At 70.8% G+C, this 26,974-nt stretch carries 21 protein-coding genes; 12 read left to right on the top strand and 9 right to left on the bottom strand.

Annotated elements, in window-relative coordinates; translation table 11 throughout:
• Nucleotides 1-184: 184 nt before the first annotated feature.
• The gene (locus AMK16_RS01005; RefSeq protein ID WP_073907251.1) at nucleotides 185-550 is read left to right on the top strand and encodes a hypothetical protein; all 366 of its coding nucleotides are present in this window, start codon (nucleotides 185-187) and stop codon (nucleotides 548-550) included.
• 142 nt (nucleotides 551-692) lie between these two features.
• Here AMK16_RS01005 and AMK16_RS01000 read toward each other — a convergent pair whose 3' ends face one another.
• Nucleotides 693-965 carry a hypothetical protein gene (locus tag AMK16_RS01000; RefSeq protein ID WP_143196772.1) on the bottom strand — a complete coding sequence of 91 codons (273 nt, stop codon included), beginning with the start codon at nucleotides 963-965 and terminating at the stop codon, nucleotides 693-695.
• Nucleotides 956-8,077, bottom strand: a complete 7,122-nt coding sequence (locus AMK16_RS00995) for an RHS repeat-associated core domain-containing protein (RefSeq protein ID WP_073907247.1) — start codon at nucleotides 8,075-8,077, stop codon at nucleotides 956-958. The genes AMK16_RS01000 and AMK16_RS00995 overlap by 10 nt, the downstream gene beginning before the upstream one ends.
• 461 nt (nucleotides 8,078-8,538) lie before the next feature.
• On the opposite strand from AMK16_RS00995, the gene AMK16_RS00990 reads away from it, so the two are divergent.
• A complete protein-coding gene (locus AMK16_RS00990; protein WP_073907245.1) occupies nucleotides 8,539-13,497 on the top strand; it encodes an FG-GAP-like repeat-containing protein in 4,959 nt (1,652 codons plus the stop codon).
• Nucleotides 13,498-13,593: 96 nt separating this feature from the next.
• Here AMK16_RS00990 and sigJ read toward each other — a convergent pair whose 3' ends face one another.
• The gene (gene sigJ, locus AMK16_RS00985) at nucleotides 13,594-14,607 is read right to left on the bottom strand and encodes an RNA polymerase sigma factor SigJ (protein ID WP_079191238.1); all 1,014 of its coding nucleotides are present in this window, start codon (nucleotides 14,605-14,607) and stop codon (nucleotides 13,594-13,596) included.
• 151 nt (nucleotides 14,608-14,758) lie between these two features.
• On the opposite strand from sigJ, the gene AMK16_RS00980 reads away from it, so the two are divergent.
• Nucleotides 14,759-15,319 carry a carboxymuconolactone decarboxylase family protein gene (locus AMK16_RS00980; protein WP_242438505.1) on the top strand — a complete coding sequence of 187 codons (561 nt, stop codon included), beginning with the start codon at nucleotides 14,759-14,761 and terminating at the stop codon, nucleotides 15,317-15,319.
• A gap of 130 nt (nucleotides 15,320-15,449) precedes the next feature.
• On the opposite strand, the gene AMK16_RS00975 is transcribed toward AMK16_RS00980, so the two are convergent.
• Nucleotides 15,450-16,025 carry a DinB family protein gene (locus tag AMK16_RS00975; RefSeq protein ID WP_073907243.1) on the bottom strand — a complete coding sequence of 192 codons (576 nt, stop codon included), beginning with the start codon at nucleotides 16,023-16,025 and terminating at the stop codon, nucleotides 15,450-15,452.
• 174 nt (nucleotides 16,026-16,199) lie between these two features.
• On the opposite strand from AMK16_RS00975, the gene AMK16_RS00970 reads away from it, so the two are divergent.
• The 3 genes from AMK16_RS00970 to AMK16_RS00960 all read left to right on the top strand — a co-directional run bounded on the left by AMK16_RS00970 (nucleotide 16,200) and on the right by AMK16_RS00960 (nucleotide 18,316).
• Nucleotides 16,200-16,718, top strand: a complete 519-nt coding sequence (locus AMK16_RS00970) for a MarR family winged helix-turn-helix transcriptional regulator (RefSeq protein ID WP_073910132.1) — start codon at nucleotides 16,200-16,202, stop codon at nucleotides 16,716-16,718.
• Between the two features lie 158 nt (nucleotides 16,719-16,876).
• The gene (locus AMK16_RS00965; protein WP_073910130.1) at nucleotides 16,877-17,350 is read left to right on the top strand and encodes a hypothetical protein; all 474 of its coding nucleotides are present in this window, start codon (nucleotides 16,877-16,879) and stop codon (nucleotides 17,348-17,350) included.
• A 99-nt stretch (nucleotides 17,351-17,449) separates the two neighbouring features.
• Nucleotides 17,450-18,316, top strand: coding sequence for an SDR family oxidoreductase (locus AMK16_RS00960; protein ID WP_073907241.1), 867 nt, complete (start codon nucleotides 17,450-17,452; stop codon nucleotides 18,314-18,316).
• A 54-nt stretch (nucleotides 18,317-18,370) separates the two neighbouring features.
• Here AMK16_RS00960 and AMK16_RS00955 read toward each other — a convergent pair whose 3' ends face one another.
• Both AMK16_RS00955 and AMK16_RS00950 read right to left on the bottom strand, forming a co-directional pair.
• A complete protein-coding gene (locus AMK16_RS00955; RefSeq protein ID WP_073907238.1) occupies nucleotides 18,371-19,399 on the bottom strand; it encodes a HEAT repeat domain-containing protein in 1,029 nt (342 codons plus the stop codon).
• Complete coding sequence (locus tag AMK16_RS00950; protein WP_073910128.1) at nucleotides 19,393-20,073, bottom strand: HEAT repeat domain-containing protein; 681 nt, start codon at nucleotides 20,071-20,073, stop codon at nucleotides 19,393-19,395. Before AMK16_RS00950 ends, AMK16_RS00955 begins: the two co-directional genes overlap by 7 nt.
• Nucleotides 20,074-20,596: 523 nt before the next feature.
• Between AMK16_RS00950 and AMK16_RS00945 the strand changes: the two genes are divergently transcribed.
• Complete coding sequence (locus tag AMK16_RS00945) at nucleotides 20,597-22,099, top strand: M4 family metallopeptidase (RefSeq protein WP_079191237.1); 1,503 nt, start codon at nucleotides 20,597-20,599, stop codon at nucleotides 22,097-22,099.
• Nucleotides 22,100-22,285: 186 nt separating this feature from the next.
• Here AMK16_RS00945 and AMK16_RS00940 read toward each other — a convergent pair whose 3' ends face one another.
• Together AMK16_RS00940 and AMK16_RS00935 are read right to left on the bottom strand one after the other, a co-directional pair.
• Complete coding sequence (locus AMK16_RS00940) at nucleotides 22,286-22,966, bottom strand: hypothetical protein (protein WP_073907235.1); 681 nt, start codon at nucleotides 22,964-22,966, stop codon at nucleotides 22,286-22,288.
• A complete protein-coding gene (locus AMK16_RS00935; RefSeq protein WP_079191236.1) occupies nucleotides 22,957-23,595 on the bottom strand; it encodes an RNA polymerase sigma factor in 639 nt (212 codons plus the stop codon). The genes AMK16_RS00940 and AMK16_RS00935 overlap by 10 nt, the downstream gene beginning before the upstream one ends.
• Nucleotides 23,596-23,780: 185 nt before the next feature.
• Between AMK16_RS00935 and AMK16_RS00930 the strand changes: the two genes are divergently transcribed.
• The 5 genes from AMK16_RS00930 to AMK16_RS00910 all read left to right on the top strand — a co-directional run bounded on the left by AMK16_RS00930 (nucleotide 23,781) and on the right by AMK16_RS00910 (nucleotide 26,256).
• Nucleotides 23,781-24,260: an Asp23/Gls24 family envelope stress response protein gene (locus tag AMK16_RS00930; RefSeq protein WP_073907232.1), complete on the top strand. Its 480-nt coding sequence runs from the start codon at nucleotides 23,781-23,783 to the stop codon at nucleotides 24,258-24,260.
• A gap of 62 nt (nucleotides 24,261-24,322) precedes the next feature.
• Nucleotides 24,323-24,502, top strand: a complete 180-nt coding sequence (locus tag AMK16_RS00925) for a DUF2273 domain-containing protein (RefSeq protein WP_073907229.1) — start codon at nucleotides 24,323-24,325, stop codon at nucleotides 24,500-24,502.
• Nucleotides 24,503-24,522: 20 nt separating this feature from the next.
• On the top strand, nucleotides 24,523-24,906 hold the full coding sequence (locus tag AMK16_RS00920) for an Asp23/Gls24 family envelope stress response protein (RefSeq protein ID WP_242438504.1): 384 nt from the start codon (nucleotides 24,523-24,525) through the stop codon (nucleotides 24,904-24,906).
• A gap of 35 nt (nucleotides 24,907-24,941) precedes the next feature.
• Complete coding sequence (locus AMK16_RS00915) at nucleotides 24,942-25,604, top strand: DUF6286 domain-containing protein (RefSeq protein ID WP_242438503.1); 663 nt, start codon at nucleotides 24,942-24,944, stop codon at nucleotides 25,602-25,604.
• A 49-nt stretch (nucleotides 25,605-25,653) separates the two neighbouring features.
• Nucleotides 25,654-26,256 (top strand): hypothetical protein, encoded by a 603-nt coding sequence (locus AMK16_RS00910; protein WP_073907225.1) that lies wholly within the window; start codon nucleotides 25,654-25,656, stop codon nucleotides 26,254-26,256.
• Between the two features lie 86 nt (nucleotides 26,257-26,342).
• Here the strand turns inward: AMK16_RS00910 and AMK16_RS00905 are convergent, their stop codons facing one another.
• Nucleotides 26,343-26,948 carry an ATP-binding protein gene (locus AMK16_RS00905; protein ID WP_242438502.1) on the bottom strand — a complete coding sequence of 202 codons (606 nt, stop codon included), beginning with the start codon at nucleotides 26,946-26,948 and terminating at the stop codon, nucleotides 26,343-26,345.
• Nucleotides 26,949-26,974 lie beyond the last annotated feature (26 nt).

Here is a 26,974-nt window from a genome sequence, read left to right as displayed (position 1 = left end):
GGCTGGGGGGTGTACACGAGCCAGTTGCCGCCGCAGGCGAAAAGGTTGCCGCACTCCCGCCGATTCCCACACGCGCGGGGGGCCGGGTCGCCCGAGCATCGCCGCACGCCCGGAACCCGGAGTTGCGCCGGAGTTCACCCGCCGGCCATCCACCCGGCTGCGCCGTTGATCTACATTCCGCCATGTGGAGACACCTTTTTGGTTCCGCTGGGTCGCCCTGGCCGTCGGCGCGTTCAGCCTTCTCGGCGCCTACGCCGCCCTGCGCCGATACCGTGCGGCCACGGCGCACGGCGCCCGCCGCCCGGAAGCCGTCTTGGACGGAGCCGATGCGCTCCTCGGGGCCGCGCTGTGCGCCGCCATCGCCTTCGAGCGGTACGGACTCGGCGTGTGCGTACTGGCCGTGCAGGGAGTCGTCCTCGGCGCCAAGGCGACCCTCGGCCTGCGTCGCCGCCGCGCCGTGCTGAAGCCGCCCGCGCATGAGAGCGCGCCTCGTCGACCGAGTCGCAACCCCGGCCCCGGCCCTGACCCCGGCCCCGGCATGCCGGGCTGAAGTGCCTCCTGCCCCGCGCAGCCGTCCGACCCCGCGCCCGGCGGAGCGGGAAGAGCACGGGTCGCCGTCCCCCCGTACGCGAAGAGCCCCGCCGGACACAGGTCCGGCGGGGCTCCTCGCGCGTGTTCTCAGGCCGTGGGGCCTACCAGGGCGGCAGCGGCAGACCCGCCGCGCGCCTCGGCTCCAGGAAGTCCTCCCGGAAGATCTCCAGGGAGGCCCTCAGGAGCGGGATGTCGACCTCCGCACCGAGGTGGGTCAGCTTCGCCGACCCCTCGTCCATGCGGAACTCCAGCAGGAGCCCACCCCGTCCGGCGTCGGTCATCTCCGCCACTTCCATGGCGTCGAAGTCGTCGCTGCCGAGCACGGTGAGGGCGGCGTACTCGCGGCCCCCCACGGTGAAGATCCTCATAGCCATCCCTCGAATTGCAGTCCGCCGCCACGCAGACTCCATCTCGCGCCACGGCCGGTGGATTTCTCGATGATGTCGAGAACGTGCCCACCGTAGAAGGCCGTGGACGGGTCGATGCTCCTGGTGGCCGTCGAACTGCCCAGGATCTCGTCCAGCAGTACCTCGGCCCCGTCGTTCAGCGCCCGTTTGTCCGTGAGGCGGTTGGCCCCGTTGAGGAACGGCAGGTACTTCTTGACGTGGTCGGCGGTGCGCTTGACCGGGTCGGTGTGCTTCTGCAGCGCGCGGCCCGCCTCGGTCATGTGGAAGTCCCGCTGGAACGGCTTGCCGTTCTTCGGCGGGATCTCCTTGACCGCCGCCGCCCGCAGGTCGTCGTCCGAGGCGTTCTTGAGAGCGCCGCAGTTGTGGACGAGGACGGCGGCCGCGCCCGTACGCACGTAGTAGGTGTGCGTGTCGGTGACCGTCAGGTTGTGGACGCGCTGTGTCTGCGTCCACGCCGCCACGGAGGTGACCTGCACCCACGTCCCGGAGGACGTCTGGAGCCACTGGCCGGCCTTCAGCTCGCCGGCGTCGACCCAGCGCTGCTCCTGCGGTACCCAGAACGGGTGGCCGTCGGTCGCGGTGATGACCTCCGAAGCCGTTCCCGCGTCGCCGTCGGTGTCGACGCCGATGCGGACCAGGTGCTTCTCACCCTCACCGACGATCCGTGCGGAGACGGGTTCGGCCGTGAGGGTCCCGGTCTGCGGGTCGCTCGTCAGGACCTGGTCGCCGATCTCCACGTCCTCGATGGGCTTGGCGGAGCCGTCGGCCATCACGACCTCGGTGCCCGGCGTGAAGCTGTTGCGGACCTTGCAGCCGCCGCCGCCCCCGTCGCCGCCGTCGTTCTTTGCGGCCTTCTTGGGCTCGGCCGACTTCGACGCCTTGCCGTGCCGGTCGGCCTTCTTCGCGCGGGACGCCGCTTCCCGTGCCTGGCGCGCCGCGGTGGCCTTGGCCTCCTCGGCCTTGCGGGCCACCGCCGCGGCCCGTTCCTGCGCGGCCCTTCTGGCCGCGGCTGCTTCCTCCTCCAGCTTTCTGGCCCGTTCGGCCGCTTCTTCTATCTGGCGTTTCCATTCGGCCAGGTCCTCGGCGTACTTGGCCATGGCCTGCTGGTAGCGCTCGACGCGCGCGAGGATGTCCCGCGCGAGTTTCAGCTTGCCCATCCAGCTGTTGAAAGCGTCCCAGGCCCGGTCCAGAGCCTTCAGGATGCGCTTGGCCTTTCCGGCGAAGGGCAGCGCCGCCTCGAAGGCAAGGCCGGCGCAGGCACCCCAGTCACCGCCGAGACAGGCCTTGATGTCGTTGTAGCCGGAGGCGTCCTTGAGGATGCCGATGGCCACGTCGAGCGCCACGTCCAGGGCGCTGCGGCCGTTCGCCCAGTTCGCCCAGGCCACTTCGGCGTCGGTGAAGTCCTTGATCGGCATCACGGGCGGCGCGATGGCCTGACCGGAGGGGTCCGAGAACGTCACCGGCGAGTTGTTGGCGTAGGCGTACGGGTTCTGCTGCGTGGCCTCGCTGTAGTCGACGATCGGGTCGACGGACAGGAACCGCCCGGTGGCCGGGTCGTACTCCCGGGCACCGAGGTGGACCAGACCCGTGGACTCGTCCGTCTCGCCGCCGACGAACGCCTTCTTGCCGGGCCACACCGCCGGGGCGGTGCCCCGCGCGTCCCCGAAGGGGGTGAACTTGCGCCGGGTGACGGCCTGGGTCCCCGCGTCGACCGCCGTGGTGGCGGTGCCGTTGTTGTCGGCCAGCAGGTAGGACGTGGTGACCGCCCCGTCCTTGGCGGTCCTGACCATCGTGGGGCCGGCCGAGTGCGCGTAGTAGCGCGTGGCCTCCACCGCGCCGCCCGGCTTCAGCCTGACCTCCGTACCCGGCAGGTACAGCGTCGTGCCGGCGGGGTCGCGCTTGATCAGGCGGTTGCCGTTGGCGTCGTAGAGGAACTCGGTCGTCTTCGCGCCCTCGGTCACCTTGGCGAGATGGCCCTCGGTGTCCCATTCCATCTGCTGGCTGTTGCCCTGGACGGTGCGGGTCTTGGTGTTGCCGGCCTCGTCGTAGGCGAACGAATCACTGCGGCTGCCGCCGGGGCCCGTCGTGTCGACCCGCTGGAGGCGGTTGGCGCCGGGCTTGCCCGGGGTGCCGTAGCCGTAGGTGCGGACGACGTCCTTGGTCAGGTCTCCGGTGGTGGAGTGCTGGACCTCCTTGGTGCGGTTGCCGGCCGTGTCGAAGGAGTACGACGTCCAGTACGCGGCCGGACCGCCGACCTTCGGCGCCGAGCCGGGGCCCGTGGCGTTCGGCCTGAGCGCGCAGTCGTCGCTCGCCGTCCACGCCTCGCTCATGCGGCGCATGTAGTCGTAGGCGAAGCACTGCGTGTCCGTCGTGCCGGCGGCGGCCCCGCCCTCCTCGTCCTTGACCTTGAGGATGTTGCCGACGGCGTCGTACTCGTAGGACGTGTCGTTGATCCGGCCGGGAGCCTTCTCCCGGTCGTTGACGGTGCGGGTCAGGCGCCGGGTCTGCTCGTCGTAGAAGTTCGTGGTGAACAGCTGCGAGCCGGCGGCGCCGGTCTGCGTGCGCAGCACGTCGCCCATCGGCGAGTAGTCGACCTTGCCCACGAACGTCTTGCCGGCCACACCCATGACGGTGGGCAGTTCGAAGTGGTTGTAGGTCATGGTCACGCGCTCGGCGGGAAGTCCGCCGACCGCGGGCTGCTGGGTCCAGGCGGTCAGGCCCGTGGTGGGCCGGTAGCCGGTGGAGAAGGCGTACGTTCCGGCGAGTGCGCCTTCCGACGCAGGGATGGTCACCGTGGACCCGGTGGGCCGGTAGCCCTGGTCGTAGCCGGTGATCGCGTGCGTGTAGGCATTGCCGCCCGCGTAACGGGTGGAGGAGACCGGCAGCCCGACGGCGCCCGGGAGGGTGTCGTAGGCGACCTCGCTGAGCTTGGGCCCGGCGAGCGAGCCGTCATGGGTCTCGGTGACACGGCCCAGGGCGTCGTAGGTGAACGCCACGGTCTTGCCGCGCTGGTCGGTGATCGACTCCAGGCGGTCACCCTTGCCGAAGACCTTGGAGGTGGTGCCCTTCTCCGGATCGGACACCTTGGTCTGGCGGCCCCGGATGTCGTACTCGAAGGACCAGGTGTCGCCGGCCGCGTTGACCACGCTCTCCAGCTGGCCCCGCCGGTCGTATCCGTAGCGGGTCGCGTCGTACGCGCCGGTCGGCGATTGCGAGCGGAACGAGCGCAGTTCGGTCTTGCGGCCCTGGCCGTCGAGGAAGGCTTGGGTGGGGGTCTCGCCGGTCGGCGGGTCGACGGTGATGCTGTCGCCGCCGTACGAGGTGGTGGTCCGCGAGGTCTCCTCGCCGAACTTGCGGGAGATCTGCGCGGTGGCCCTGCCGCTGCCGTCGTACTCGGTGACGGTGGAGGAGGGGACCTCGTTGTCCTTGGGGCCCCACTGCTCGCCGGAGGCGGTGCCGCCGGTGTAGTAGGCGCCGTTGGACTTCCACACCTGGCCGAGGCTGTTGTAGAAGGTGTCCGCGATCAGCCGGCCGCCCCCGAGGGCTTCCAGCTGGGTCTGGCGGATGCGCAGGCTGCTGTCGAAGATCTCGTAGCTGCTGCGGTAGCTGCCGTCGTCGACGAGGGTCCTGGTGGTGATGACCACGGGCGCGTCCGGACGGACGTCGTAGGTGAACTCGGCGTCCGGGGACTTGCTGTCGGGGTCGCGGTCCGGGGACCACGCCTTGGCGAGGCGGCCCAGGGCGTCGTACTGCATGACGCTGCGACGGCCGTTGGCGTCCTGCTTGGCCAGGATCGACCCGCGGCCGAGGTCGGTCTCGGTGGTGTCGGTGTGGCCGAGCGGGTTGGTGGTGACGACCTTGGTGACGATCTGCCCCGAGGCCGGCGTGTAGTCGATCTTGGTGGTCTTGCCGAACACGTCGGTCGTCGTCTTGGGACGCCCGTACGTGTCGAAGGTGAGCGAGCCGTCGCTCGTGTACTGCGGCAGGCCGGCCGAGTAGCCGGTCAGCGACTCGGAACGGACCACGTTGCCGAGGGCGTCGTAGAACAGGCGGGCGTCGGACATGACGTCCTCGGGACGCTTCACGTCGGTGGCGTCGCACGCCTTGCCGACCGTCTCGACCCGCTTCTCACGGCCGATGATCCACAGTGACTCGTCCGACTCGTACTCGTAGCGGGTGCAGCTGTCGTCCTTGGGATCCGCGAGGTCGCCGCGGTCCGAGACGCTCTGCGGGATGCCCCGGTCATCGAAGTCGGTGTCCTGCGAGGTGCGGCGCCAGCCGCGGCCGTCGGAGAGCAGGATCCGGGAGGAGACGTTGGTGGTGCCCCGCACGAAGGACTGGAGCGGCTCGATGCCCTCGCGGGCCCGGGTCGCGGTGGGTCCGTGCAGCCACGGCGTATAGGTGGTCGCCGCCTCCAGTGCCCCGCCCTCGCCGTTGTAGGCCAGGACCTCACGGGTCTGGCCGGCGTAGAGGCGGTGGTCGGGGAGTTCCCTTCCCTCGGAGTCCTTGACCTTGACCGACTTCTTGCCGCCCGAGGGGGCGGCGCGGTCACCGTCGAGGCCGCGGAAGTAGAGGGTCTCCGTCAGGGAGCGCTTGTCGGGGGCCTGGCCGATCAGGGTCCGCACCCGTTCGTAGCCGCGCCACTGCGACCACGTGCGGGTGTGGGGCCGCATCGCCTCGGACTCGTCGTCGTACGCCCACGCGGGGCTGCCGAGGTACTGGTACTCGGTGACCCGGGCCGGCGAGTTGCCGTTGCGGTCCTCCTCGGAGACCTGCTCGACGACGTGCTTGTGGAACCAGTCCGTGATGTAGAGCTTCTTCTCCCGCTTGGGGTCGCTCGGGTCCGGGATCTCGTTGATGACCGGGTAGCAGCGCAGCGTGTTCGACTCGTGCGATGCCGGGAGCACCTTCGGGTCGGCGGCGCGGCACTCCGGTGCGCGGTAGCGGACGCCGACGGTCGAGCCGGTCTCGGTGTCGATGGCGGTGACGCGGTAGCGCAGGTAGGGCGGCTTGCCGTCGCCCATGCCGTCGACGCGGTTGGGCAGCTGCTCGCCCCGGAAGTTCACCGGCGGGAGGGTGATCTCCTGACCGTTGCGCCCCGTGTGCTGGATGCCGGAGAGCCACAGCGGGTAGTCGGTGCCGTCACCGGTCTGCGGGAAGTCCTGGGTCAGCTTCCAGGTGTCCACCGGCTTGTGGGTGGTGCCGTTCCAGACCTTGGTGGTGACCTCGGTCAGCCGCTTGCGGGAGAAGAAGGTCGGAGTGAAACGGGCCTTGCACTCCTCGCCCGCCCCGCAGAGCTGGTCGCCGGGGGTGTCCGGCCACATCTTGGCGACGTTCCAGTCGACCTCCGGCTTCAGCCTGGCCTCGGCGCAGTCGAAGTCCTTGGTCTTCAGGCAGCGCTCGGCGACGGTGAAGTCGACCTGGGCGGGCGCCGGGGCGAAGAGGTTGTCCTTGCGCAGGCCGTAGGAGATGTGGTCGAGCCAGCCCGCGCGGTCGTAGGCGCGGTTGGTGGAGCCACCGGCGATCTTGTAGTTGGAGCCGTAGTGGTTCACCTCCTTCTCGTACCAGTAGGTCATCGCGTTGCCGCGGGGGTCCACGACGTAGTCGAGGTTCCACCGGTAGGCCTGGTCGCAGACGGAGTTCGCGAAGTCCCCCGCCTTGAAGCAGTCCTCACCGGGGTGGTTGCCGTACACGGGGACGAGCAGGGCCGAGTTGGTGACGGGCTTGCCGGAGGTCCAGCCCGGGACCTTGTTCAGGCCGAAGTGGAACTGCACGCCCTGGGGGGTGGTGACCCGCCAGTGCTCGCCCTTCTTGTCGCCGTTGTCGGCGCCGGTGAGGAGTTCGACGCGCGAGCCGTCGTCCTCCGAGGGCCGCCACGTCCCGGTCTTGTCGTCACGGACGAGCTGGCTGGAGCCCCCGTTCAGCGACATCGTGACCGTGGAGACGGCATGGCAGAGGTCGCCCGTGTCGTCCTTCGGGTTGTTGAAGCCCGAACCCTCCTTCTTGTCCTGGCTGCACGGCAGGAACGAGCGCTCGATGAAGTTCGAGCCCAGGTCCCAGCCGTCGCCGACCCAGGAGGTCTGCTGGGAGGAGGCGGAGGTGCGGCCGTCGATCTGCGCGCTGGAGTAGCCGAGCGCCAGCGAGGGGCTGGGGCCGCCGAGCGAGGCGGGGATCTCCAGCGGGTAGGACCAGGAGAAGTCGCCCGCCGAGCCGCCGGCCTGCCAGCTGCCGGTGGCGCTGAGCGAGGTGGCCTTGAAGGTGCCGTTCGCGCCGTCGGCGCTCGGCGCCGCGGCCAGCACCATCGGGGCGGCGCCCGCGGCGGAGGACAGCATCATCGGCTGGGCGGCGGCCCGGGAGCCCGACGCGGCGAAGGAGCCGGCCGTCGGGGCCGAGGCCGGCCGGGCGGGCGTGGCCACCGTGGCCGTCAGGGTGCCGCTCTGCGCGTCGTTCTTCGTGGTGACCGGGGTGCCGCCGCGGCACTCGGGCCGCTCGGGGGTGGTCAGCGCACAGGCGGGCAGCGCCGTGAAGCGCAGCCGGGAACCCCAGCTGCCGCCGTAGGCGTTCTTGAAGGCGTTGTAGTCGAGCTCCACCGACACCGGCGCGTCCGCGGTGCCCGCGTCCGTCCGGCGTACGGAGAGCAGCAGGCCGCCTGGGATGCCGGCGCGTTCGGCTTCGGCCCGGTCGTGCAGGGCGACTTGCACCTTGACGTCGCCGGTGGCCGGGGCCGGGGCGGCAGGGGACCCGGCCGCGGAGCCTCCTGCGGCGGGAGCCGAGAGGGGCTGGGCTCCCCTGGGGGTGGCGCCGGTCTGCGAGGACGCCGTGCCCGCCGCGGCGGCGAGGCGTACCGGCAGCGTCCCGGCCTTCACGGCCGCGGCGGCAGGGGCAGCGGGAGCCCCGGCGGCGGGTGCGGAGAGCAGCTTGGCGCGGGTCTGCGGGGGTGCGGCGGCGGGACCGGCCGGAAGCTGGATGTCGGCCGAACCGGCCGCGGGCCAGGCGACCTGGGGCGCGCCGGTCCACTTGTTGCGCTGGGACTGCGCGGCAGCGGGGGCGGGTTTGCCGGTGACCGGTTTGCCGCCCACCTTGGTGAGCTTTTGCAGCTGGGGTTTGGCGGCCGGGGCGGCCGCCGCGGGCGGTGAACTGAGTCCTGTGACGAGCAGGGTGACGGCAAGGCCTGGTATCGCCCAGCCGAGTGCGCGTCTGCGGCGCCCGCCCCTACCGTACCAATTACGATTTCGCAAATTGGATTCCGTGATGAATCAGGCGTGAAAAAGAAGATACACGCTATTCGAGCAACGGCTCAAAAAATAACAGCGAGGCCACCGTCACAGTTTCCCCACGGCGGCAAGGGATGGCGGCTTCGGTCACTTCTCGCAACACCAAGAACCGGCAAAGTCGGACGAAAAGCCATTGGAATCGGAATTTCCCCTTCCGGTTATTCCGGATAGTGCTACGCGCCATGAGAGGCTCAGCCGGACCGATCAAGCCACGCGCGCGCCCGGACGATGCACCGGAGCGTGCGGTTCGACTCCAAGGAATATCCGTGAGACCACCCCTGGCGCGAAGCCGCGCCGCCGGACGCCCGCGCATACGGGCATCCGCGCTGGTCACAGCACTGGCCCTGACCGCCGGCCTGGTCGCGGTCGTACCCGCAGCAGCCGTCGGCGGGCAGTCCGTCCCCCCTGCGGGGACGGAAACGGCGGCCGCCCGGGACGAGGCCGCGCGGGCCGCCGCCGAGGCGCGGCGGACCGGAAAGCCGGTCGAGATCCTCGGGCAGCGGACCGAGACGGACGACATATGGGCCAACCCGGACGGAACGAAGACCGCCAATCGCTCCCTGGTGCCGGTGCGCGTGCGCCAGAGCGGAAAGCTGATTACGGTCGATTCCACATTGCAGCGGGGCAAGGACGGCCGTCTCGCCCCGAAGGCGACCCGGATAGGCCTGACGTTTTCCGGCGGCGGCACCGCCCCGCTCGTGGTGATGTCGCAGAACGGCCGCAGCGTGTCCCTGTCCTGGCCGCGGCCCCTGCCCGCACCCCAGCTGCAGGGCGACAGCGCCGTCTACCCCGAGGTCCTGCCGGGCGTGGACCTGCGGGTGAGCGCGAGCAACGACAGCTTCTCGCACGCCCTCGTCGTCAAGACCCGCGAGGCCGCCGCCAACCCGGCGCTGGCCTCCCTGGACTTCGGGCTGGAGGGCAAGGGGCTGACCGTACGGTCCGAGTCCGACGGGCAGTTGCGCGCGGTGGACCCGTCCGGTCAGACGGTCTTCGGCTCCGCCAAGCCGCAGATGTGGGACGCGGGTGGCCGCAAGACCCCGGCCCAGGACGGGTTCCGGACACAGGACCCGGCGCCGGCCGGCTCACCCGCACACGCATTCGCCGAGGCCGCCGCGCAGGCACCCGCCCCGCGGACCGCCGAGCCCGAGCCGACCGTGCCCGCCGCGCAGCCTGCGCCCGCCGCACCCCTGGAAGGCGTGACCACCGGCGCCAAGCAGGCCGACCTCGGTGTCCGGCTCGCCGGGAAGAAGCTGACGCTGACCCCGGACCAGAACCTGCTGCGGGCCCCGGAGACCACCTACCCGGTGGTCATCGACCCCACCTGGGACGCCTGGAAGCAGGCCTGGACGATCGCGTACAAGCACAACGCCTTCCCGTCCTCGCCGAACACCAACTACTGGAACGGCGGCACCCTCAGCAAGGACGCCCGCGTCGGCTGCGCCAAGGACGCCGCCAACGGCAATGCGGTGATCTGCGCCAAGACCTTCTTCCAGGTCGGCATGACCGACTTCTGGGACAAGCAGATCCTGGAGTCGACCCTGCGCGTCAAGCAGAAGTCGGCCGGTTCCTGGAGCTGCAAGTCCGGCGACATCCAGGTCTGGGACACCGGCTCCATCTCCAAGTCGACCACGTGGAACAAGCAGCCGGACTGGATCCGGATGGTCGACGCCACAGGCCAGTCCTTCGGCGGGCGCAACTGCCCCGGCGACGGCGACCTGATCGAACTGAACGTGAAGTCCGCCGTCGCCACGGCCGCGCAGAAGCACTGGGGGAACTGGACCTTCGGCCTCAAGGCCGCCAAGGACACCGTCGACGTCTCCTGGCGCAAGCTCGACCCCAACAGCGCCCGTATCTCGGTCAGGTTCAACACCGTCCCCGACAAGATCACGGAGCGGTCCACCGACCCGTCCGTGCCCTGCACCGGCGGCATCATCGGCACCACCGACCAGATCGTGCTGCGCGCCCGCCTGAAGGACAAGGACAAGGAGGACACCAGCCTCAGCGCCGAGTTCCACTACTGGAAGGACGGCGCCCCCACGCCTACCAAGGTCCTGCGGACCGCGAGCAACGGCAGCGTGGCCCAGCTCCCGATCCCGGCCAAGGGCCTCGACGGCACCTACCGGTGGGACGTCCGCACCGTGGACAAGGTCGGTTCCACCGGACCCTGGGCGGGCCAGTGCGTGTTCACCATCGACCGCACCCGTCCCGACAAGACCCCCTCGGTGAAGTCGCTCCAGTTCCCCGAGAACGAGGACGACCCCGAGAAGACCAGCTTCACCCGCACCCAGGGCACCTTCACGCTGGGCGCAGGCGGCGTCAAGGACGTCACCGCCTTCGAGTGGTGGACCGACTCCAACCCCAAGGTCAACAAGGCCTCCCCGACCTCCCCGGGCGGCTCCGTCGACGTCGTGTACACGCCGACCACGGCCGGCCCGCAGCGCCTGTTCGTGCACAGCCTGGACGCCTCCGGCAACCGGTCGAACCTCAAGGAGTACCTCTTCTACGCCAAGCGCCTGGGCACCCGTGACAAACCCGGCGACCTCAACGGCGACGGCACCGTGGACATCTGGAGCGTCGACCCGGGCTCGGGCACGCTCTGGCTGCACCCGGGCAAGGGCGACGGCACCTTCGACCTCTCCCGCCAGCTCGACCAGGGCTCCTTCGCCGACTCGGTTTCACTGGCCCACCGGGGCAGCTGGAACGAGGACTACTACGAGGACCTGGTCGTCCTGCGTCCGGGCCCGGACGGCGCCGAGAAGAAGCTGTACGTCTACCCGAACAAGGGCGACGGCGACCTCGAGGCCGCGGACGCCAACCGCATCGAGCTGCAGGTCGGCAACCCCGACGAGGACGACCACTGGAAGAACGCCGACCAGGTCGTCGCCATCGGCAGCGTCAACGACGACAACGGCGACGGCCGCACCGACGACGCCGACCAGCCCGACCTGCTGGTGAGGACCGGCGCCGAGCTGTGGCTCTACCTCGGTTCCGCCGTCGGCTTCCTCGACGCCTTCAGCGCTCCGGTCGCCCTCGGCAACGCCGACTGGGCCAACATGACGATCATGGCGCCGGGCGACCTCAACGGCGACCACCTGCCCGAGGTCTGGGCCCGCGACACCGCCACCGGCAAGATCCACCAGTACACCAGCCGTCCGTCCACCGAGCCCGGCGCGACGACCACGGCCGACCTCGCCGTCTTCGGTGACCCCGCGGTCCGCGGTTCCGCCATCGCCACGGGTTTCACCGGCGCGGCCTACCCGCACCTGTCCACCAACGGCGACTTCGAGACGGACGGCTTCGCGGACCTGTGGTCCCGCGGCGGCGACGGTCTGCTCACCGAGTTCCCGGGCCGCGCCCCGGCGGGCGGCTCCGCCTTCGCCGCCGGCCGCCGGCTCGTCCTCGGCGGGACCTCCTGGTCCGAGTGCCAGACCTTCACCTCGACCGCCACGGGCACCCACACCCTGTGCGGGCCGATCCTGTCCAAATACCTCTCCAAGGGCGGTACGTCGCTCGGCTACCCGACCACGGACGTCCTCGTGCCGGCCGACGGCGTGGGCCGGTACGTGAACCTGCGCGGCGCCGGCCAGACTGCCGACAACGGCTCGATCTACTGGCACCCGAGCAGCGGCGCCTGGGTCGTGTGGGGCGCCATCCGCGCCAAGTGGCTCGGCATGGGCGCGGAGAAGGGCGTCATGGGCTATCCGACGTCCGACGAGGCGACGAACTTCGACGGCGTCGGCTACCACTCCACCTTCTCCTCCACCGCGGGCGGCAAGGGCGGCATCTACTGGTCCCCCGAGACCGGCGCCTGGTCCGTGCACGGCTCGGTCTACGACAAGTACGCCTCGCTGGGCGGGCCCGCCAGCCCCCTCGGCTACCCGATCACCGACGAGACCAACATCGGCGACGGCGCCGCGGTCCGCTACAACCACTTCCGCAAGCGCTCCGACACCGCCGACACCGGTTCCCTCTACTGGACCAGGGCCGGCGGCACCTGGTCCGTGTACGGCTCCATCCGCAAGAAGTGGATAGCCCTGGGCGCCGACAAGAGCACCCTCGGCTTCCCGGTCTCCGACGAGTACGAGGTCGCGGGCGGCCCCCGCGAGGACTTCCAGAAGGGGTACATCCGCCACAACCGCGTCACCGGCACCACCCAGGAGCACCTGCCCGCCGACCGGACGGCGGCCCTGCGCACCGACCTGTCGGGCGACTTCAACGGCGACGGCCGCACCGACATCGCCACGGCCTACGACTGGGGCGACAACACCACGGCCCTGTACGTCTTCGACGCCCTGCCCGACGGAGGGTTCGCCGAGCCGACGCTGCGCTGGAACAGCGCCAAGGGCGGCTTCTCCTACGCCCGCGTCAAGTGGGTCGCGGCCGACTTCAACGGCGACGGCCACACCGACATCGGCGGCTGGTACGGCTACGAGGACGGCAGCACCGCATGGTGGACCTTCGCCTCCAACGCCACGGGTACCTTCACCCCGACGAAGAGCGTCACCGTCGCCAAGGGCGTCTACAACTGGGCCAAGTCCCAGCCCCTTGCCGGTGACTTCAACGGAGACCGGCGCGGCGACCTCGCCCTGGTCCACGACTACGGCGGCGGCGACATGGGCGCCCACACCTGGACCGCCAAGACGGACGGAACCTTCAACACGTCCGTGGCCAGCTGGCGCACCGGGCCGGGCAAGTGGTGGATCGACTACGCCACTTTCCGCGTCGGCGACATGAACGGCGACGGCCGGGACGACTTCCTCGCCATGTACGGATACTCCACCTACGGCACCGCCCTGTTCACGGGCCTGGCCCAGCCGAACGGCGGCTTCGCCGCCCCGGTCAAACACTGGGCGAAGCCCGCCGGTGTCTGGGAGTACGCCCAGACGAAGCTGACGGTCGGTGACTACAACGGCGACGGCCGTGACGACGCCGCCCTGATGTACGACCACGGCGACGGCCACGCCTCCCTGGACACCCTGCTCGGCAAGGCCGACGGCACGGTCGCCGAGACAGTGCGCAGCTGGGACACCCCCGAGGGCAACTGGTACGCCTCCAACGCGGGCATGCCGATGTCGGGTGACTCCGACGGGGACGGCCGCGCCGACGTGGTGACGCTGTACAACTACGCGAGCGGCGCCAGCGGCACGTTCACGTTCAAGAGCCGCACCGACGGCGGCTTCGAGAACGGTTTCCTGAGCTGGCAGGCCCTGCCGGGCACCTGGTAAGGGCACCGGCCCCCGGCCGGTGACACGGGGCCCCGCACCTTCGCCGAAGGTGCGGGGCCTTCTCCGTCCGCGATCCAAGGCCGGGCAGCACATCGCTCACGGCGCGGCCGGGGCGGCGGCAGGGCAGACGGCCGCAGAAGGGCCGCTCGACGGTGCGTCGGACGGGGCCTCGCCGTGGCCGGTCCACGGCCGGAGCTTCTCGGGGTTGCGTACGGCCCAGATGTGCGTGATCTGTTTCCCTGCAATGTCGAACGCGTACACCGTCACGACGACCCCGTCCTGCTGGGCGACCAGGCCGGGCCGACCGTTGACGGTGCGCTCCAGGATCGTGAGGCCGCCGGCCAGTCGGCGGCCGAGATCGACGAAGCCGCGCGCGAGCTGCTCCGCGCCTCGGAGCGGGCGGCGCACGGTGGTGGCGAGGCCGCCGCCGTCACCGGTTGCCCTGACGTCCGGGTCGAGGAGGCCGATGAGGGCGCCAATGTCCTGCGCTTCCCAAGCCTTCTTGAAGCCCCGGACGATGGCGGCCTGCCCGGCGGCCGGGGGCGGGGGAGTCAGCGAGGTGCGGACACGGCGACGGGCCGAGGACGCCAGCTTGCGGCAGGCCGCCGGTGTGCGGCCGACGATGCCGGCGACTTCGGCGAAGGGGTAGCGGAAGACATCGTGGAGGACGAAGGCGACGCGTTCGGCGGGCGTCATCGATTCGAGTACGACGAGGAAGGCCATGCTGAGAGACTCGTCCAGGGTGACACGGTCGGCCGGATCGACGCTCGTACCGCCCGCCCCACCGCCTGACCACTCCGCGGCTTCGGGCAGGGGCTCGGGGATCCATTCGCCGACGTAGCTCTCCCGCCGGGCCCGTGCCGAGCCGAGCACGTTGAGACAGATGCGGCCTGCGACCTTGGTCAGCCAGGCGCCGGGGGAGTCGATGGCTCGCTGCTGCTGTGGGGACAGGCTGTACCAGCGGGCATACGTTTCCTGCACGGCATCCTCGGCTTCGGCGAGAGAGCCGAGGAGGCGGTAGGCGACGTTGATCAATTGACGCCGCTCGCTCATGATCACGCTCAGGCTCGGTACGGGCCGGCCGTCTTCCGGTTCGGACGGGGCTGTCATGGTGTCGTCGGCTCCCTCGGTCGTGTCTGTCCTCACCCGTTCGACAAGACAGCGCCCCCGGAAGTGACGCCGGCCCCCGCGCCTCACATTCCGGGTTCCTGCCTTGTCGGACGGGTGAGACACCACGGGACACACACGAAGGAACCTCACCATGCCCACGCCCACGCCCACGCCCACGCCCATGCCCACGCCTACGCCTACGTCGTCGACGACCGGCACGGCGACGGAGCAGGACGGCATCCAGTCGCGCCTGCCCGACCCCACCCCGCTCTTCCCCGAGCTGGCCAAACTCTCCGGAGCCGTCCGCAACGCCGTCCGGAACGGACCGGTTCCGCAGACCACCCTCGACCTGATGCTGCTCCGCGCCGCACAGATCGTCGGCAGCACCTACCACGCGATCCCGTTGACCGACACCCTCCGCAAGGCCGGGGAAACCGAAAGGCGCATCACCGCGGTGGCCACGTGGCAGGACGCCCCCTGCTTCACCGACGCCGAACGGATCGCGCTGGAGCTCGCGACGGCCGTCCTGACCCCGAACCCGTTCGGGGAACGGGTCTGCGACGAGCTGTTCGCCAGGGCATCCGCACTCTACGACGACGATGCGCTCTGGACGCTCACCATGGCGATCGGCAACTTCTGCATGTTCGTCCCGGTCGCCCTCATCGGCAAGCCGATCCCCGGCAGGCCCATCGGGAAGAACTACAGCAGGTAGCGCCAACAGGCTGGTCCGCCCCGGGGCACCGTCGCACCAGGACGTGCCGGGGTCGGGGCCCCGGAGCGGGGAGCGATCGCTGCGGAGCCTGTCCCCGGCGGCGGCATCCGAAGCGGCGGGCCCTGCGAGGTCACTGGCCCACTCGTCCGTCGACCCGCTCGCGCAGGAGATCGGCGTGGCCGCAGTGCCGCGCGTACTCGGCGATCTGTGCCACCAGGAGCTCGCGAAGCTGCGCCTCCCCGGTCCGCGTGCCGAGGTCGGCGAAGCCGGCCACGAACCGGTCGGTCAGTTCCCTCTCGGCCCGCCAACGGCGCCAAGCGTCCTCCACGACGGCCGGATCGGCGAGCGCGCCGTTCCAGTCGCCATCGCGGTCTTCGGTGGTTCGGTAGATCCTGGGCGAGTCCTGCCCGGCCATCCGGCGGAAGTGCCGTTCGTCCTCGGCCATGTGACGTACCAGTCCGAGCAGGGACATCGTGGACGGCGGTACGGAGCGCCGGGCCATCTGTTCGGCATCCAGGCCGGCGCACTTCATCTCGATGGTCAGGCGGAAGTACCGCAGGCTGTCCAGCAGCGTGCCGCGTTCATCGACCGTCTCGCCTTCGCTCTCGCGCGGGTCGTCGTCCGGGTCGACCCACATGTCGGGGTAGACGGTGGAGGGCGTCCACCGGCTCACCGCCGTTTCGTCGATGCGCTCGCCTGAGTCCATGGGCGCATCGTGATGCGCCCCGACTCCGTACGCCACCGAATATCGCGGACGAATCGGCCGACGGCTGTCCGCCGACGGCGGAGCGGAGCGGCGCAGGCGGTCCTGGAGGCAGCAGAGCAGCAGGGTCCTTGACAGCCCTTGACAGCCCCAGTGATTAGCCGCCATATTATGTGCATGACGAGGGACGGCATCGATGGCGAAGTGCCCACGCTGGACCAGGCCAGGCGGCAGGTCGAGCGCTACGGCCTCAAGGTCGATCCGCAAGCGGTACTGGTCGCGGTGCGGCTGATCTCGGCGGGTGCCAGGGTCGGCCGGGCGGCCGAAGCGCACTTCGCCACATTCGGCCTGTCGACGGGGCGTTACCGTGTGCTCGCCGACCTCGAAGACCACGGCGGGGAAAAATCGCCTTCGCACCTCGCGGTCGACCTCGATGTCTCCAGGGCTACGATCACCGGCCTGCTGGACGGCCTTGAGCGCGAGGGTCTGATCGCCCGCCGCCCGTCCACGCAGGACGGCCGCGGCATGGTGGCCGTCCTGACCGCGCGCGGAGCGCAGCGCCTGCGCGACATGGCCTCCGAGCATTTCGGGCGGCTGGAGGCGATGGTGGGCGGGCTGTCCGTCGAGGAGCGCACGGTGTTCCTGGATCTGCTCGCCCGCGTCGTGCGCGGCAGTGCGGCCTTGGCCGCCGACTGATCCGGCTGCTCCCCCCCCCGTTCGGCCCCGCCTCCGGGCAGGGCCCTTTTTCCGGACCAGTAGTTAGCTGCCTAATGACATGGCGGAGGCCGGTCTGACACCGGATGCCTCCGCCACCACCCCTTCGCTTCCCTCCCGTGAACGAGAAAGAGGCCGGCATGCCCGCTACGAAGGACCGAACCAGACGAAACCGGGCAACCCTCCGGCCGCACCGGCCGTTCGCCCTGTGGCGCGAGGTGCTGACCGCCTACGCCGCCCCCGCGCTCATGGCCGGTACCGCCGGAGTCGTCACCGGGCAGCGCGACCTGGCCGTGGCCGCCGCCACCTCCATCGCCGGCACCTCCGCCGTGGTGGCTTTCCTGGTCGGCGCCTGGCTGCGGCACGGCGGGCAGGCCCGGCGGTGGACCACCACCGCGCCGCTCGCGGCCCTGACCGCCGCACTGGTCGTCACCGCCGCCGGCGCAGCGGCCCTGCTGGGGTGGTTCGCCGCCCAATGGCTGCCGGCCCACACCCCGGTCCCCGCCACCCCGTGGCTGGAGCGCCTGCGCATCGACCTGCCCGTCTCCGCAGCCCTCGCGACCACCATCATCACCCTGCGCTGGCGCAGCACCACCCCGGCGCCCCGGGCGTAGCCACCCGGCACCGGGGCCGTCCCCCCACGCGCCCGACCCGGAACGAACCCACCCCGGCGGCACCCGCCGCCGGGGGAGTCACCAGGGAATGAGCACACGATGATCGTCGCCATGGGAGTGACCGGAGCAACCGGGAACGCCTTGCTCCACAGCCTCCTCACCCTCGGCACCCCCGTCCGCGCACTGACCCGCACCCCGCACAAGCCGATCCCCGGCATCACCGGCGCCCACCAACCGCCCGTCGAGGTCCAGCACGCCGACGCCACCGACCCCCGCTCCCTGCGCGCCGCCTTCGAGGGTGCCGACCAGCTCTTTCTCGCCATGGCCAACAGCCCCGCACAAGTGGAACTCGAAAGGCGCGTCATCGACATCGCCGCAAGCGCCGGCATCGCACACATCGTCAAGGTCTCCGCGCCCGCCGCCGAACCCGGCTCCCCGGTCGCCATCTCCCGCGGACACCACGCCATCGAGGAACACCTGCGTGCCAGCGGCCTCACCCACACCATCCTGCGGCCCTACGCGTTCATGCAGAACCTCCTGCGCCTGGCCCCCACCGTCGTCCAGGGCGTCATCCTCGGCACGACGGGCGACGCGCCCTGCAACCACATCGACTGCCGTGACATCGCAGACGTCGCCGCCGCCGCCCTCACCAGGCCCGAGGTCGCCGGCGGCACCTACACCCTGACCGGGCCCGAAGCCGTCTCCTACCCCGAAATCGCCGCACGATTGCGCACCCTGACCGGCCGGCAGATCCGCTACGTCGACCTCACCCCGGACGAACTGCGCGACCACCTCATCCGCAACGCCCACATGCCCACCTGGCTCGCCGACCACGTGACGGAGATCCAGCAACTCGCCATCACCCGACCCGAGACCCCCACCACCACCGTGATCGACATCCTCGGCCGCCCGCCCCGCACCCTCGACGCCTTCCTGCACGAACACCACGCCCACTTCCGCCGATGAGCGCCGCTTCGAGCCGGCCTGGTCACGATGGCGCGTCTGGGGCCAACCCCCTCGTCAAAGTTGTGGGTCGTCCCCGCGCTGCGATGTGTCACGCAGCTGAAGCAGGTACGCCGCGGTCAGTGCGACAGCACGGTCCTCGTCCTGCGACAGCTCCACGAGAGCACGTGACGCCTTCGTCCCCGGGACCGCGCCCAGCGCCTGGGTCAGCCGTCCGCGCGCAGACGTTCCAGCGGTGTCATGGGCGAGGCCGTCGACGAGCCTGGTCGTGATCTCGTCCGCCTTGGCCGTGTCGCTCGCCAGCACGCTCAGTGCATCGGCTGCATCGACGTCGTTCCTTCCTCTCACGATCATGTCTACGAGCGTCGGGACCGCGTCGAACACGCCACGCATCCCGAGCGCCAGGGCGGCATGTCCGCGGACCGTGACGTCGGGACTCGCGAGGGCCTGGCGCAGCCACGCGACAGCCTCACCGGCGGGCATCTCGGCGAGGGACCGAACGGCACGTTCCCGCACCGCGGCCACCGGTGAGCCGAGGCCCTGCGCCAGCAGGGCCGGGACGCCGTCGCCTGATCGCGCCAGCGCCCATCGCAGGGCCCCGGCCACGTTCGGCTCCGTCTCGCTCAGTGCCGCCTCGACCAGAGCCTCCACCGGGACCGCAATCCCGTCGACCGAGGACAGGGCCGCGCGCTGGCGCGCGTCGGCGTTCTTCGAGCCCAGTGCCTGGAGAAGCGCGACGACCTTGAGGACGTCCTCCCAGCCGGCGGGGTCCACGGCGTCGATCCGGCGCAGCCGCGTGAGCAACTCGGTTTCGGCCGCGATGCGTTCGCGCGTCCGCCCGATGAGGTCCCCGACGAGCGCCGAGGGCGTGAAACCGGGATCGTCGAGCGCGCGCCCGATCTCACGCAGCGACAGCCCCAGCGACCGCAGGCTCTCGATGTGGAAGATGCGCCGGATGTCCTCCCCGGAGTACTCCCGATAACCGGAACCCGTACGACCGCACGGCCGCACCAGGCCGAGCGACTCGTAATGCCGCAGCATGCGGGCACTGACCCCGGACCGTCGCGCCACCTCACCGATCAACACGTCCCGTCGTCCCTCCCTGCCGGACCGCCGAGGGCCACGACGCGCTTCGCATCCTCGATCGCGAACGCGAATCCGGTGTCCGGGTCGCGCAGCAGCCGCTGTGTGGCGAGCGCGTGCGCGCGCACGCAAGGGTCGCACGCCGTCGTGGCGGCACGCAGAGCCGGCACGATCACTTCGCCCAGCGCGACCAGCGCCCGACTGAGACTCAGCTGCACCTCCCACTCGCCGCGCCCGAGCTGGGTCGCCAGCGCCGCGGCCAGAGCGGGCTCCTCGCCTTCCGGTACGAGTACGACCGCCGTCCGCCAGGCACTGCGCGCCACCTCGTCATCGGCGTCGGCCAACAGCGTCCGTGTGATCGCCGGCCACGCCCGCCGGTCCCCGATCTTCGACAGCGTGTGCAGCGCCTGGCTCCGTGCCTGTGCGCGTTCCGAGCGGACCTCGCGGAGCAGCGCGGGGAGCGTGACGGACACCGGGTGGCGGGTGAGTGCCCAGGTCAGCATGTCGCGGACGAAGAACTCCGGCTCGATCCCGCATCGCTCGACGAGCTTGTCGACGAAGCGCGGGTCGGGCGTCGTGCCGACCGCCAGAGCAGCCCGCAGGCGCACGGACGAACGGCCGTCCTCCAGCCCCTGAAGCGGTCCTGTTGCATCCGTGTCCTGCCTCGTGATCGTCATAGAGACCACCTCCCTGACGAGCAGTGAAAACCCTGTCATCGTGTCAAGGTCAAACGCCCACCCGCATTTGTCGTTGACGGTGGCGACGCCGGTCAGCTGCACAAGAGCCTCGGCTCCTGTCCGATCGCAAGACGCCAGGGCCGGCTCACACGGCCCCGAGTACGTTGTCGACGTACGCCGTCGGTCCGCTTCGCAAGGATGGCCACCACCCTGCCGGGTGCCACCGCTCGCCGCGGCGCAGTTCCTTCACCGGCCGCCGTCTCCGGGCAAGCGGAATGTTCCATTTTTGGTCGCAGAGCGAACATCGCGCCTCTCTCTCCGGACAACAAATGGTCAAATCCTTGTTGCATACCTGTCAATTACACGTTCCTTCCTGGCAGTCTCAACCGCCTGGCCCCCCACGGCATTTGAAGGAGCACGAGTGACCCTCCCCACGTCCTCATCCCACACCTCCAGCATCTCCAGCACCTCCCGCGGCCGCGGCCGAGCGCTGCGTGCCGCCATCGTCGTCGCCTCGGCGGCCATGGTGGCGATTCCCCTCCAGAGCGGCTCCGCCAGCGCGTCGGCCGATCGGGAAGCGGGAGCCACCGCGCTCGCGCTGACCGCAGGAGCCCGGGCCGAGGCGATCAACGCGGCCCAGACCACGGCGGCCGACACCGCGCGGGCCATCGGCCTGGCCGACGAGGAACGCCTCGTCGCCCGCGACGTGGTCAAGGACGCCGACGGTACGGTACACACGCGCTACGAGCGCACCTACGCCGGACTTCCCGTCCTCGGCGGCGATCTGGTGGTCCATCAGAAGAAGGACGGCAGCCGCAAGACCACCAAGGGCGTCGAGGCACGCATAGCCCCTGTCGCCGCCCGTGCCTCCCTCAAGGCCGCACCGGCCGGCGCCCGCCAGGTCGTCTGGGCCGCGACCGGCACACCGGTCTTCGCCTACGAGGCCGTCGTCACGGGGACCCAGCACGACGGCACACCCAGCGAGCGCCACGTCATCACGGACGCCGCCACCGGTGCCGAGCTGTACTCCTACGAGGCCATCGACACCGGCACCGGCACGAGCCAGTACTCCGGCAGCGTCACGATCGGCACGACGTCCAGCGGGTCGGCGTACAGTCTGACCGACGGCGGCCGCGGCGGTCACAAGACCTACGACCTGAACGGCGGCACCACCGGCACCGGAAGCCTCTTCACCGACGCCGACGACAAGTGGGGCAACGGACTGCCGTCGAACCGTCAGACCGCCGCCGTCGACGCCCAGTACGGCGCTGCCGTCACCTGGGACTTCTACAAGTCCGAATTCGGCCGCAACGGCATCGCCGGGGACGGCAAGGCCGCATACTCCCGTGTCCACTACGGCAACGCCTACGTCAACGCCTTCTGGTCCGACAGCTGCTTCTGCATGACCTACGGCGACGGCACCGCCAACCAGAAGCCGCTCACCTCCCTGGACGTCGCGGGTCACGAGATGAGCCACGGCCTGACGGCCTCCACGGCCAAGCTGAACTACAGCCGCGAGTCGGGCGGCCTCAACGAAGCCACCAGCGACATCTTCGGCACTTCGGTGGAGTTCTTCGCCAACAGCTCCGCCGACGTCGGCGACTACCTCATCGGCGAGAAGATCGACATCCGCGGCGACGGTACGCCCCTGCGCTACATGGACAAGCCCAGCAAGGACGGCGCCTCTGCCGACTACTGGTCCAAGACCGTGGGCCAGCTCGACGTGCACAACTCCTCGGGCGTCGCCAACCACTTCTTCTACCTGCTGTCCGAGGGCAGCGGTGCGAAGACGGTCAACGGCGTCTCGTACAACTCGCCCACGTACAACGGCTCGAAGGTCACCGGCATCGGCCGGACCAAGGCCTACAAGATCTGGTACAAGGCGCTCTCCACCTACATGACGTCCACCACCACCTATGCGGGGGCGCGGACCGCGACCCTGCAGGCGACGGCAGACCTGTACGGCTCGACCGGCACCGAGTACCAGCAGGTCGCGGCGGCCTGGAAGGCCGTCAACGTCAACTGACGCCCACCGTCGGCCACCCGCCCAGGACCCCCGCCCCGGACCTGCGGGGCGGGTGGCCGACAGCCTTGGGACTGTCCCCTGATCCCCGGCGGCCGCACGGATCGCGGCGCACCGCCGCGCCCCGGACGGTGCGTGGACGTCACGGTGACCGGTCCGGTCCGGTCGGGGGCGTCCCGGCCCGCTCGGTCACCGTTCGCCCGGTCCGGACGTCTCGCCGCCGGGCAGGCGGAAGGGCCCCAGCGCGGCGTTGACTTCCACGTCGACGGTGGTGACGGCGAGACCGAGAACGTGCTCGGCGGCATGCAGGACGGCTTGGCGCACTGCTTCGGCCCTCTCCCGCAACGGCTTGTCGAGCTTGGCCGCGACCGTGATGGCGACGACGTGGACGGCCCGGTTGCCCTTCGAAGGGGTCAGGCGGCAGCTGGCGGCGCGGGCGCCGGGAACGGTGTCGGCGGCGCGGCGCAGCACTTTGGCCGCGGTGCTCTCGGCGATGCGCAGGTCGTGACCGGGGTCCGCCGGCAGCAGCATGGTGCCGAGCCGTACCTCGGCGCGGACCGCGTTCATGACCCGGTCGGCGAGGACGCGGCCATCGGGTGGTTCCACGGCGCGCAGGGACGTGGTGGCCCGGTCCAGGGCGCTCAGCCCCTCGATGGCGTCGCGGCAGTACAGGCAGTGGCTGTTGTGCGGGTCCGCCGCGGCGGCCGTGGCGCCGGCCTGGGCCCAGGCGCGGCCGAGGGGGCGCCCGCAGGGCAGCACCTCCGCGCCGGCGAGGGGCTCGGCGTCGCCGTGCAGGGGTGCGTCGGCGCTCTTGGCGCACATGCTTTCGGCGTGGTCGCCCGGCCTCGGGTGCGGGTCTCCTAGCGCCATGGGCGCATCGCCTCCATCAGGGCGCGTCGTGCGCGAAAGAGCCGGCCACGCACCGCCTGTTCGCTGCTGCCCACGACGTGGGCGATCTCTTCGTAGTGCAAGCCGTGTAGTTCCCGCAGGACCCAGCACGCGCGAAGCTCAGGAGTCAGGTCCGATAGCGCCCGCACCAGGGCGGTGGTGGCTGCGTCCGTCTCGGCCAGGCGGGGCGGTGAGCTGTCCGCGTCCGCGGCAGCCGGTTCCGGAACGGATTCCAGGGGTAGCGGGTGGGGCCGGCGGCGCGCGATGTTGAGGCAGCGGTTCGTCACGATGCGGTACATCCACGTGCCGAACGAGGCGCCGTGCCGGAATTCCGGCAGCCGTCTCCAGGCGCTCAGGAAAGCTTCCTGTACCGCGTCCTCGGCGTCCGCATGGTTGCCGAGCAGATGCCGGGCAAGGCCGAGCAGGCGACTGCTGTGCCGGCGGACCAGGACGGCGAAGGCCTCGTCGTCGCCCTCTGCGGCTCGTACGGCCAGCACGCTGTCGTCCAGGTCGCCGGGGGTCTCCAAGTCGGCCACCGCGCGGCCCGGCAGAGCCGGACGCAGGGAGAGGCCGGCGCCGGGCGGGGGAGGGAGGCTGGTCCGGTTGCGCATCCGCCGCTCACTTCCTGTCGCCGGTTCGCGGCCCGCGTATGCCCTCCTCGATGGTACGGCTGTGACTGTGGCTCTGCCCTGTGACCGGTGGGGAGCCAGGACCGGTGAGAGGAATGCGCGTGCGGTGTGTCTAAGACATGAGGGCGCCGGTCCGGTGCCCGGATCGAGATCCTGGGGAGGTCCTCATGTCGGACAGCACCAACCCCCTCGCGGGCGGGAATGCCCCACGCCCTGCGGGTAAGACCCTCACGGGCCAGGCCGGCGCCGGCGCGGCGCCCGAAACACGGGGCCGGACGACCATCGCCGACAGCGTGGTCGAAAAAATCGCAGGAATGGCGACCCGGGAGGTGCCGGGCATCCACAGCCTGGGCTCCGGCATGTCGCGCACGCTCGGAGCGGTCACGGACAAGGTTCCCGGCGGCCGTCCCAGCGTCACCCGCGGCGTGAAGGTGGAGGTCGGCGAGCGGCAGGCCGCCGTCGACCTCGACGTGGTCGCGGAGTACGGCTTCGCCATCGTGGACATCGCCGGAGATGTCCGGTCCAGCGTCATCTCGGCTGTGGAACGCATGACCGGCCTCGAGGTAGTCGAAGTGAACATCACCGTCGACGATGTCCACCTGCCCGACGAGGAGGACGACGACGGAACGGAGGGCCGCGTGCAGTGACCCCTCGACCCGGCACGTCACCGGGCCGAAAAGGACGACCGACGGAAATTCAGGTGAGTGACATGAGCGCAGCAACGGTGGGCCTGCTTGCCGGCATGGCCCTGGGCTTCGCCGCATTCTTCGGCGGCTTCTGGGCGTTCCTGCTCGTGGCGTTCCTGGGCCTGCTGGGCCTGGTCATCGGCCGCATGGTGCAAGGTGACCTCGAACTGTCCGACTTCACCCGTTCCCGGGACCGGCAGTGACCTCGCAACCCGGCTCTGTCGTGTCCGGGACAGCCGCCGCCCCCGCCGGGGCAGCGGTACTGCCACCGGCCGAGCGCGGCGCCACGGTGATCCCGGAGAAGGTCGTGGCCCGCATCGCGGCCAGAGCTGCTCAAGAGGCCCTGGTCAAGCACACGGCCACCTCGGGCGCGCGCGCGAAACCGGCCGCTCCGCGCGCCTCCGCGACGGTCGGCGGCGGCACGGCGCGGCTGGGGCTGACGGTGGACCTGCCCTACCCGGCCGACCTCGCCACGGTCTCCCGCCAAGTGCAGCACTACGTCAGCGAGCGAGTGGCCCACCTGACCGGGATGCGCGTCACCGAGGTCGCCCTCGCCATCGAGCATCTGGTTCCCGCCGACGGCCCGGGACGCCGGCGCGTGCGGTGAACCGGACCGCATTCCCACCGGGAAGGAGAGCCGGCATGGAACGCGACCAAGACCCCACGGCCGGGACGGAGCAACCCGCCACGGATGACGAGACCACCTCCCGCACGGGAGAGCAGCCCGCCCAAGAGCGTCCGGCCCGAGAGCGTCCCGCCCAAGGCCAGGCGACACCCCGGCCGTGGTCGGCGCGCCGGATACCCGCCGCGCTCACCGCGCTGCTCATCGCGGCTGCGGCAGGCACTCTCCTGGTCGATGTCGTCAGGGTGCGCGCGGGCTCGACCGCGGCAGGCTGGCGCACGCGTCTGGCCGACGAGATGGCCACCCGGCCCCTGGATGACGTCTGGATACGAGTCGGCGCCGCCGTCATGGCCGTCCTGGGCCTCTGGCTGGTCATCCTGGCACTGACCCCCGGTCTGCGTCACAAGCTGCCCGTGACGACTCCCGACCGGCAGATGCACACCGTGCTGAACCGCGACGCCGCGGCACTCCTGCTGCGGGATGCCGCGATGCGCGTCCCCGGGGTCAGCGCCGCCAGGGTCCGGGTCTCACAGAGCCGCATCAAGGCACGAGCGGACATGCGCTACCGCGCCCCCGCCGACGTCAAGGCCGACCTCGTGGCCACCTTGCGGGAGGAACTCGACCGGCTGGCCCTCGCACGTCCTCCCCGGCTCACCGTCAAGGTACGCCCACGCCGCAAGTAGCCGCATCCGCGCATGCCCGGCGCCGAGCGGGAGACAGGAAGGGGACCCCATGAAAAGGAAATCCGCGGTCAATCGAGTCCTGCTGGCGCTGGCAGGCATCGTCCTTCTCGGCACCGGCCTCCTGATCCTGACCGGCAGCCTCGACTTGTACCGGCGCTGGAGGATGACACCACCCGACGGGTGGCCCCTCACCGCTCCCCGCGACGTCACGCTCGGCCGCGCGGACCGCACGCGCTGGGTGGACGAGGGATGGTGGTGGCCCGCAGCCATCGCCTTCCTGGCCGTCGTCGTCCTGCTCGCCCTGTGGTGGCTGCTGGCACAGCTGCGCCGCACCCATCCCGGCACCATGCCCGTCGGGGGCGACCCCGCCGTGGACGGAGCGGAACTGCGCGAGCGTGCCCTCAGCGACGCTCTGGCAGCGGACGTCATGAGGCTGCCGGGCGTCCACGCAGCCCGCGTACGGATGACCGGTTCGTCCCGCCGCGCCGAATCCCATCTCGACCTCACCCTCGATCCCGACACCGATCCCGGCCCGACCCTGCAGGCGCTGAGCGACGGACCACTGGCACGCGCCCGTCGGTCGACCGGCCGGCCCCTTCCCGTCACGGTGCAGCTGCGGGTCTCGCCGCACAAAGCCCACCGCGCCGCGTAGGGCTCTTGCGTGCGGCTCCTGTGCCAGTGCCGTAGAGGTCCCCACACGTCAGGGCATCCACCGGTGGGCCGGCGCCCGGGACCGCGTCAGCCGCCTCGCCGGTCATCGACCCGCACTTCCAGGTGCGGCCAGGCCGCGGCCAGCCGCGGAAGGCCGTCGGCCACCGCCGACGCGGTCACCGGACCCAACGACCGGTCCGGCCTGAAGTGGACCAGCGTTCCCGTCGTGCCGTCGCTCTCCACGGACTTGAGATCGGTGACGGGAACGCCGCGTTCGTAGCGCTGCGTCCAGGCCCCGTTGAGGCGGCGGTTGGTATGGACGAGCCACTCGCTGAGCGCCGCAACCACGGACATGCCGCGCCGGGGGTGGCCGTCCGGCAGCACCTCGGCCCGCGGGAAGTCGAAGAAGCGGAGATCCTTCGTAGCCATGACGGGTTTCTTCACGCTCCGGCCGTGCTCGTCCACGCGGGTGTCAGTGCCCCGTCCGTCATCCCGGACGGACAGGGAACCGTCGGCATGGAGACCGACGACGCAGCGTCCCTCGCCCGCGCCGCACGCCTCGTCGGCGGCGTAGGCGAGTACCTCGAGGACGAGGTGCCACGGGCCGTCCGGCGCGAACTCCACGGGCCTGCGCCGTATGTGGGCCAGGTGCTCCGCATCGACGCCGCCGGACCAGTCATGCGTCGTGTTCACCCAGGAAGACCTCGATACGTCCATCA

Origin of the sequence: Streptomyces sp. CB00455 (genome assembly GCF_001905445.1) — a bacterium.
Classification (GTDB): domain Bacteria; phylum Actinomycetota; class Actinomycetes; order Streptomycetales; family Streptomycetaceae; genus Streptomyces.
The sequence above is the reverse complement of the archived record's forward strand: the minus strand, read 5'-3'. Positions and strand labels throughout refer to the sequence as shown.